Source organism: Loigolactobacillus bifermentans DSM 20003 (genome assembly GCF_001434575.1).
GTDB lineage: Bacteria > Bacillota > Bacilli > Lactobacillales > Lactobacillaceae > Loigolactobacillus > Loigolactobacillus bifermentans.
Map to the genome: position 1 here is coordinate 1 of NZ_AZDA01000057.1, position 8437 is coordinate 8437.

7 protein-coding genes are annotated in these 8437 nt (G+C 41.5%); 1 reads left to right on the forward strand and 6 read right to left on the reverse strand.

Annotation, left to right across the window (positions count from 1 at the left end; all coding sequences use genetic code 11):
• Positions 1 to 127 precede the first annotated feature (127 nt).
• The 6 genes from arsC to FC07_RS07850 form a co-directional block, all read right to left on the reverse strand.
• Entirely contained in the window at positions 128 to 544 is a 417-nt protein-coding gene (arsC, locus tag FC07_RS07825) for an arsenate reductase (thioredoxin) (RefSeq protein WP_004563097.1), read from the reverse strand.
• A 22-nt stretch (positions 545 to 566) separates the two neighbouring features.
• Positions 567 to 902 carry an arsenite efflux transporter metallochaperone ArsD gene (gene arsD, locus FC07_RS07830; RefSeq protein WP_025013532.1) on the reverse strand — a complete coding sequence of 112 codons (336 nt, stop codon included), beginning with the start codon at positions 900 to 902 and terminating at the stop codon, positions 567 to 569.
• A gap of 36 nt (positions 903 to 938) precedes the next feature.
• Positions 939 to 2234: an arsenic transporter gene (locus FC07_RS07835; RefSeq protein WP_057904568.1), complete on the reverse strand. Its 1296-nt coding sequence runs from the start codon at positions 2232 to 2234 to the stop codon at positions 939 to 941.
• Positions 2235 to 2276: 42 nt separating this feature from the next.
• On the reverse strand, positions 2277 to 4007 hold the full coding sequence (gene arsA / locus FC07_RS07840; protein WP_057904572.1) for an arsenical pump-driving ATPase: 1731 nt from the start codon (positions 4005 to 4007) through the stop codon (positions 2277 to 2279).
• Between the two features lie 51 nt (positions 4008 to 4058).
• Positions 4059 to 4382 (reverse strand): ArsR/SmtB family transcription factor, encoded by a 324-nt coding sequence (locus FC07_RS07845; RefSeq protein ID WP_057904569.1) that lies wholly within the window; start codon positions 4380 to 4382, stop codon positions 4059 to 4061.
• Positions 4383 to 4504: 122 nt separating this feature from the next.
• Positions 4505 to 5101, reverse strand: coding sequence for a recombinase family protein (locus FC07_RS07850; protein WP_057904570.1), 597 nt, complete (start codon positions 5099 to 5101; stop codon positions 4505 to 4507).
• A gap of 178 nt (positions 5102 to 5279) precedes the next feature.
• Here FC07_RS07850 and FC07_RS07855 point away from each other — a divergent pair, with 178 nt between their 5' ends.
• Positions 5280 to 8273, forward strand: a complete 2994-nt coding sequence (locus tag FC07_RS07855; protein WP_057904571.1) for a Tn3 family transposase — start codon at positions 5280 to 5282, stop codon at positions 8271 to 8273.
• The last annotated feature ends 164 nt before the right edge of the window (positions 8274 to 8437 follow it).

Sequence of the window (8437 nt, forward strand, 5' to 3'; positions counted from 1 at the left end):
GGGGTTAATGGAACATCCATACGAAAAGTAGCGGTAGGAAGCCGAACACTCAGAATGTTTGTTATCTGAATATACGGTTTTCTACCGCTATTTTAAAATTCGTATTGGTTACGGACCTACTGATTCCTCAGAGGTTACCGACTTTTGCTAAGTCAATAATCTGCTGCTCAATTTGATCTCTGACCTTCCGAAAAACTACTATTCTATCCTGTTCGGATCCAGCTGCTAAAGCCGGGTCTGGAAGTGGCCAATGCTTTTTCTTGACCGTTGGTGGGGTGACTGGACAGCGATCACGAGCGTCTCCACATAAGGTGACAACTAGGTCACTGTGAAGCAAATAATCGGGATCAATTAACTTTGATGTTTGCTGGGAAATATCTATTCCTTTTTCAGCCATAACTTTAACAGCCAATGGATTCAAGCCATGCACCTCGACTCCCGCACTGGCAACGCGCCAATCATTGCCTAAAATTTTTTTAGCGAATCCTTCAGCCATTTGACTTCGACAAGCATTTCCAGTACATAGAAAATAAATTTGTGTCATCATTAATCCTCCATCTAAACTATTAGTGAACCAAAGCAGCTACTAAATCCATGTCTAAGTAACTGCTAAACTCGTTAATGGTTGGGTATTCACCGGTTTTTACCAACTGACCATCCACTAACGTAATTGGTAAAGCATTTATACCCTGACGTTTTAGTTCTTGGGCAACAATCGGATTTCGAACAAAGGCATCGGGGTTCTGGGCTAAATTACGACGAATGAACATGGCCTGCCCCTGTGCATTCACACTGACATACCGCTGAATGGCCGTTGTTTGAATCAATTCCTTATCAACGCTGGGACCACAAACACCGGTTGAACAACACATTGCTGGTTCAAAAAGCTCTATTTTTTTCATTCTATTCATCTCCAAAGTAATTGTGATTTATATTTTCTAACCAAAAATCGATAATGATAACCAGAGGCCACATAGGGTAATAAACAACACTGGGATCGTGGTTACAATTCCAATTTTAAAATAAGTCCCCCATTTAATTTTAACTCCCTTTTGAGCTAACACATGTAGCCAGACTAATGTAGCCAAAGAGCCAATTGGGGTAATCTTAGGTCCCAAATCTGAGCCGATTATGTTTGCGTACACTAACGTATGATGGATGAGCCCTGAAACGTCAGCGCCTTTGATTGATAGTGCATTAATCATGACGGTCGGCATGTTATTCATTAATGACGATAAAAGTGCTGCTAAGTAGCCCATGCCCATTGTGGCAGCAAACCGACCACCTTTTGCGATTTCGGTAATGACACCTGATAATAATGTTGTTAGACCAACGTTCTGAAGGCCGTAGACTACGACATACATACCGATTGAGAAAAAGACAATGTTCCAAGGAGCTCCTTTAATCGCTGCCATCGCATTAACATGGGAACTTCTTTGACCAACTATCAGAAAAATAGCCGCAATACTCAGTGCGATAAAGGAGACGGGGATTCCTAAGAAACCGCTACTAAAGTAACCAATCAATAGGAGGATTAAGACGACCCATGAAAACTTGAAAAGTCGCTGATCTTTTAGTGCAGAACTGGGTTCCGCAACCTGAGTGGCATCAAATTTTCGTGGCAATGCTTTTCGAAAGTAAAGATACAGGATACCAATACTACCTAACAGCGAAAATAGATCAGGAATCCACATTCTTAACGCATACGCTGAAAAGGAAATTCCAAAAAAGTCTGCAGAGACAATATTTACCAAGTTACTAACAATCATTGGTAAAGAAGTGGTATCGGCAATAAAGCCACTGGCAATAATAAAAGGGAAAACTTGCTTTTCATCAAAGTGTAAGGCACGAACCATTGCTAAAACAATGGGGGTAAGAATCAGAGCAGCCCCATCATTAGCAAAAAGGGCAGCAACGACGGCGCCTAAGGTAGTCACCAAAATAAACATGCGAATACCGTGACCGTTTGCCCAGCGAGCCATGTATAAGGCGGCCCATTCAAAAAATCCGATTTGATCTAAAATGAGTGAAATCAGAATAATAGCCACGAAAGATAAGGTGGCATTCCAGACAATTCCGGTAACTGTTCCAACATCTTTAAAACTCACCACGCCAAACAATAATGCTAAAATTGCACCACCAACGGCTGTCCATCCAATTGATAATCCTCTAGGTTGCCAGATAACAAATAATAATGTGAGTAAGAAAATTCCAACGGCAAAAAAGACTTGCATGATACCTCCTAAACTGATTAATTATTTTTTTCCTTTAATTAATTAAACCGTTAAAAGCGTTTTTTCGTAATTTGGTTGCCATTGCATAACAGCAAAATGATTATTCGAAAGCTCTTTTACCTGATCAATCCATTTAACTTCGCTTTGCACTCGAGCCAGCAAACATGGATCAGTGGTTTGAGTTGCCAACATACTTTGGTTGACCACCCACCAAGTATGAGCTAGACTGGCTCGCTTCAAATCGTCATCTAACCGCATTGATTCATAAACCGGCGTGGCTTCTGGTAGCGTTACCATAACAATTTCAGTTTGCTTAGGATCTTGTAGTCTTGGTAACAGATTAACGACTGCTTGTGGGACGCTGCCGGAGGTATGGGCAACTTCTTGAGCATAGCTTTGGGTCGAGTTTAACAGTAAGAGTGTATGACCAGTCGGAGCCGTATCAACCACAACGACGTCACTATCATTTTGGGCGACTAACTCAGCAAAAGCTCGGAAGACAGCAATTTCTTGAGTACATGGTGAACGCAAATCTTCAGCGACATAATCAACATCATTAGACTTCATGGTCTTTTTAGCAGTAGTGAGAACTTCGTTTTGATATTCTTTTAAAGACTTTTTCTCATCAATATGGCTCACCTTGATCAGCGGACTTGTGATTTTGAAGTATTTCAAATGATCAGCTGGGTCAGTGGTAGCCAAGTGCACGGTTTTGTGTTGAGCAGCTATCTTTTGGGCAATTTGAACGGCAACGGTTGTTTTACCAACGCCACCTTTGCCCATGGTGAAGATAATTTTTTTATTTGACTGCACTAAATTCTTCACGACAACATCCAGATCAGGAAAGTGACTAGCAGTAACCGGTTCCTCAGTGATTTGCGGCTGCTGGTCTTTCAATAGTAGTCGTAAATTAGCTAATCCCAATACGTTGTATGCTCGCAATGGGATTGCCACCTTGGGTAGCTGGTCTAAAGTAACTGGCATATTCTGCAAATCAGCTTGCTGTTGTTTAAAAATAGTCTGAGAAACTGCGTCGGTTGGCTGATTTAAGATACCGTTAATGATTAGTTGCTGGTTCTTAATGTTTAAGGCTGCCAACTCATGTGAAGCGCGTTGTGCCTCCAGAAGGGCGCCTTTTTGTGGTCGGGTAACTAAAAACAAAGTCGTCGCTTGAGGATTGCCTAAAGTTTCAACCGCTTTTTGATACATAGCTTTCTTATCATTTAAGCCAGCTAGTTGGCCGAGACAGGATGCACCACGATCATTCTTATCCAGGTAATTACTCCAAGCAGAAGGCAATTGCAGCATTCTTAAGGTATGGCCGGTCGGTGCGGTATCAAAAATAATATAGTCAAATTGCTGATTAATCTTGGAACTAGTTAGAAAGTTGGCAAATTCATTAAATGCAGCAATTTCAACCGTACACGAGCCTGATAATTGTTCAGCCATATTCTGAATGGCTTCTTTGGGCAACACGCCTCGATAAGGTTGAATAACCTGCTCGCGATACTCGTTCGCAGCAATGACCGGATCAAAGTTGGCAGCAAACAAACCGGAAATGTTTGGAATCGGCTTTGGCTGATTGGTTAAACTAACTTTAAAAACGTCCTGCAAGTTACTAGCTGGATCAGTGGAAACGATCATAACTCGGTGGCCAGCATCAGCTAAGCTAATTGCAGTGGCACTGGCAACCGTGGTTTTGCCAACCCCACCCTTGCCGGTAAAAAATAGGTACTTGGTTAAATTAATCTCTTGTGGCGAATACTTTTCCATCATTTTTCAGCTCCTTACATAGACACGCGGCTATGTATTGCTTAAAAAAACTTAATTGGCAACATCTTTTTCACAATCAGACCGTTGGCAAAGGCAGTGCTCATCAGCGGCTAACAGTTGGTCGGTATTCTGTTTAAACTCTTGGACAAACCTTTTTTGTAGGGAATAGTGTTGCCATTTCCCATCCTTTACCGTAAACACAATACCTGCATTTTGCAAAACCTTCATATGATGAGACAAAGTGGGTTGAGAAAAATCAAAATGCTGGAGGATATCACAAGCACAAAGTGATCCACATGAAAGCAGATCAATGATTTTTAGGCGGTTCGGGTCAGCCATTGCTTTTAGCATTTGAACGTAATTTTGATAATCCATTTTTTCTCCTTCCATTACATAGACGATCATCTATGTATAGTATAAGAGCTACTCCAATGGCTTGTCAACTTTGTTAAAACTAAAGGTCGTAAATCTTTTTTGAAATCCATAATATTTAGAAGTCAGTTGTGAGAAGCAGATGGGTCATCTTTTCTTTTAAGCTTTTTTAGTTTTAACCGATTCACTTCGCGGTAAAAAGTTCCTGAGGAAATTTGGTTGGTGGCCAAAATTTCTTTAACTGAATAGTCACCACTTTGATACATCCGAATGGCAATATCCAACTTTTCTTGGGCGATTCGTGGACGGCCAACTGTTACGCCACGTTTGCGGCTAGCCGCAATCCCCTCCTTTACTCGATCAGCCAGTAGATTCCGCTCCAGTTCTGCAATCACACTCATCATTTGCAGCATGGCCCGACCGGTAGGTGTTTCGGTGTCCATCTGCTCCTTTAAAGAAACAAACTTAATTTGTTTTTGGTGCAGTAATTGAATCAAATTTAAAATATCCAACGTATTGCGGCCCAACCGGGAAATGCTTTCAACGACCACAACATCGTGAGCCCGAATGGTCTGGAGAAGCTGGGTAATTCCGGGTCTTTTTTGTCGGGTTCCAGTAAACTTTTCTTGAATGATTTTTTCGGCACCATAGGCCGTTAATTGATCGATTTGGCGATTAAGGTTCTGATCGTCTTTTGAAACGCGGGCATATCCAATAATCATGAGTGACTCCTTAGTTTTTTGATAGCCAAGGGAAAATTAGCTATCTTTTGGCAATGGTTTATTATAAACTTTTTGATAATGAGTTTTTGAAAACTCAAAAACCGGTTAAATCAACCTAATCAAAGTATAGCGAAACCTTTCCAAAAACTATAGTTTTTTAAAAACATTGGAGAATAATATGCCGACTAATCCGCATCACCAACAAAGCTTCGGAACTTTTGAGGGCGTCCCTTCTGCCGACCAACTGCGGCTGTATTTTCAATTAACTGATTTTGATCGCGCGTTAATTGATGAAATGCGTTCCGCAACGACTAAGTTAGGCTTTGCCGTTCAATTGAGCTCAGTTAGATTTCTAGGAACTTTTCCAACTAATCTACAACAAGTCCCAGCTGAGGTAATTGATTATTTAGCGAAACAGTTAACTATTGATGGTCGAGCATTAGCAGGCTACACGCGAAAAATGACCATTAGCCAACACATGACGCTAATTAAGCGAAAATATCATTATCAAGCCTTTACTGATCCAGCAGTCAAAGCGAGCCTGAACGACTGGCTGCTTGAGCGAGCGCGTTTTACAACCGAAACCGAAAAACTACTTTTTGATATGCTGCTTAAAAAATGTTTGGATGAAAAAATTCTCTTACCAGGGGTGACCACCTTTGAGCGCTTTATTAATGGGGTCACGGAAGTTGCCGCCGACCTTTTGGATAGTCAATTAGTGGCCGTTCCTTCAGTGGAAGAAACGGACCGACTTTTAAATCTGTTAACTGCCGTTGGAGAACCCATCTATGGGGCCACCATTAAAATGGATCTCTTAAGAAATCCTTTGATGGACGAAAGCCGCAAAGAAATTAACCGTGGCTTTACTCGATTAAAACAGTTTCAACAATTTAAAACTGAGGATTGGCAATTAGGCGCAATTCCAGCAGGAAAGTTAAAGAATCTGGCCAACTATGCTTTTAAAGCCAAGGCCAGTCTGATTAAACGGATGTCCGTCAAAAGACAAACGGCGTTATTGGTCGCTTTTGTTTCCGAGTATCGCAAACGAGCGATGGATGAACAATTACTAGCTCTTTCGCGCTTCTACGAGACGCTTTTTAAGCGGGCCAAAAAAAAAGAAGCCAAGGAACGGCTGCGAACCATTAAAGATCTTGATCATGCAGCTTTAACGCTCTCCCAAATTGTCCGGTTATTGATGGACGAAACGATCAGCAGTCAAGATCTCAGAAACAAAGTTTTAGCAACTTATCCACCTGAAATAATTGAGTCAGCCGTTACTCAGATTAATCAGTTAGTGCGTAATGAGCGAGAACCAATTGCCATTGAAGAACTGTTAAATGCTTATCGAAAATTCCGGAAATTCATTCCGGATATTTTAGCCACCATTGTTTTTGAAGGAACCATCAACGGGCAAGATTGCCTGATAGTTTGGGAGTTTATTCGCCAACGATTTCCGCGCCCGGTTACCTATCGGATGTTTGAACAGATCGCCGAAAAACTACCGAAAAAATGGCGTTATTATATTCGTGAGAACCCCAAAGTAACCAATCAGTGTGTGTTGATTGCCGGCATCGAGCTTCTGGTTCATGGTCTTAAGCGCCATGATATTTACGTCCGGCAAAGTAACCGTTATCTTGATCCCATGGCCTGCTTAATTGATAAGTCTACTTGGCGTCAACAAAAGGCTGTTTTGATTCAACAACTTGATTTACCACAGACTGGTCAAGCAGCCGTTGAAGCGGTGAAACAGGATTTGGCTTTATCCTATGCCGAGACCCTAAAAAATTGGGCTGATTCAGAGATGGCCCAGGTCAAAGAGGTTGATGGCCAAGAAAAAATTATTGTGGCCAAATTACGCAAAGCCCGTGAACAAAAGGACGAAGCGGCCTTTAAAAGTCGGGTTCGGCATCTAATTCCCAAAATTGATTTATCGGATATTCTCTTGGAGGTTAACCAACAGTTACAGCTAACGCAATGTTTTAGTCACGTTAGTGAAAGTGAGACGAAGATGAAACACGTTGATATTAGTATTTTAGCGGTTTTATTGGCTGAGGCTTGTAACATTGGCCTTTCGCCAGTGGCTAAAAACAGTTCAAATAGTCTAAAATACGATCGGTTAATGTACGTGGACCATCAATATTTGCGAATTGATACCCTTGCCGCCGCCAATCGCCGCATTATTAACGCGCATAAAAAATTAAAAAGTGCGCTCATCTGGGGCGACGGTCAAATGGCTTCGGCCGACGGAATTCGTTACGTTACCCCCCAAAGGTCTTTATATTCTCGCAGCAATCCAAAATACTTTGGCCGCGGTCGCGGGATTACTTTTTACAATTTTGTTTCTGATCAATACATCGGCTTTCATGGCATGGTGGTTGCAGGGACCTTACGAGATTCTCTTTACCTATTAGAAGGCTTTTTGAATCAAGGCAGCAGTTTGGAACCCACTCAGATTATGACCGACACCGCTGGTTATAGTGATTTAGTTTTTGGTTTATTTGGCCTATTAGGTTTTCAGTTCAGTCCCCGAATTGCTAATAGTCAGGGAACCAAACTATGGCGGATTGATTCGACCGCTGATTATCAAGTCTTAAATGGGGTGTCTCAAAACCGCATTAATTTAAAGTTGATTGAAGAACATTGGGAAGATATTTTACGCGTTGCCGGTTCGTTAAAGTCTGGTAAGGTCAATGCGACAGAATTAACTCAGGCCTTGCAGCGCGAAGGCCACCCAACCGCTTTGGGTAAAGCGATTACTGAATATGGCAAAGTCTATAAAACGAAACATCAATTACGCTATCTTTCAGATGAGCTTTATGCACGGCAAATTTTGGAACAGCTAAATAAAGGTGAAGCCCGGCACGCGCTTTGTCGAAACATCTTTTATGGTCGGAAAGGGAAGCTTTATCAAACGTATTTTGATGGTATGGAAGAACAATTAAACGCTCTCAGTTTAGTCACGAATGCCATTATTTATTGGAACACGGTTTACCTGGAAAAGATCGTGACGCAGATGCAATCAGAAGGGTTTGATTGTTCTGACGACATGATCGGCAAATTATCGCCACTGATGTTTGAACACATTAACTTTGTCGGTAAGTACACGTTCCAATATAATGAAGCGTTAGAAAATGGTCATTTAAGACCATTGGATGAAGCAGACGAAAAATAAGATTGTTCGGTTTTTAAAGTCTACCGCTACTTTTCGTACGAATGTTCCAGAGCTCTTTTTAAAGAAAGCCAATATAAAAAATCAGAAACGCTGTTAAATCAACGTTTTTGATTTTTTGTTCGGGATCCTACCGCTACTTTTCGTATGGATGTTCCATTGACCCC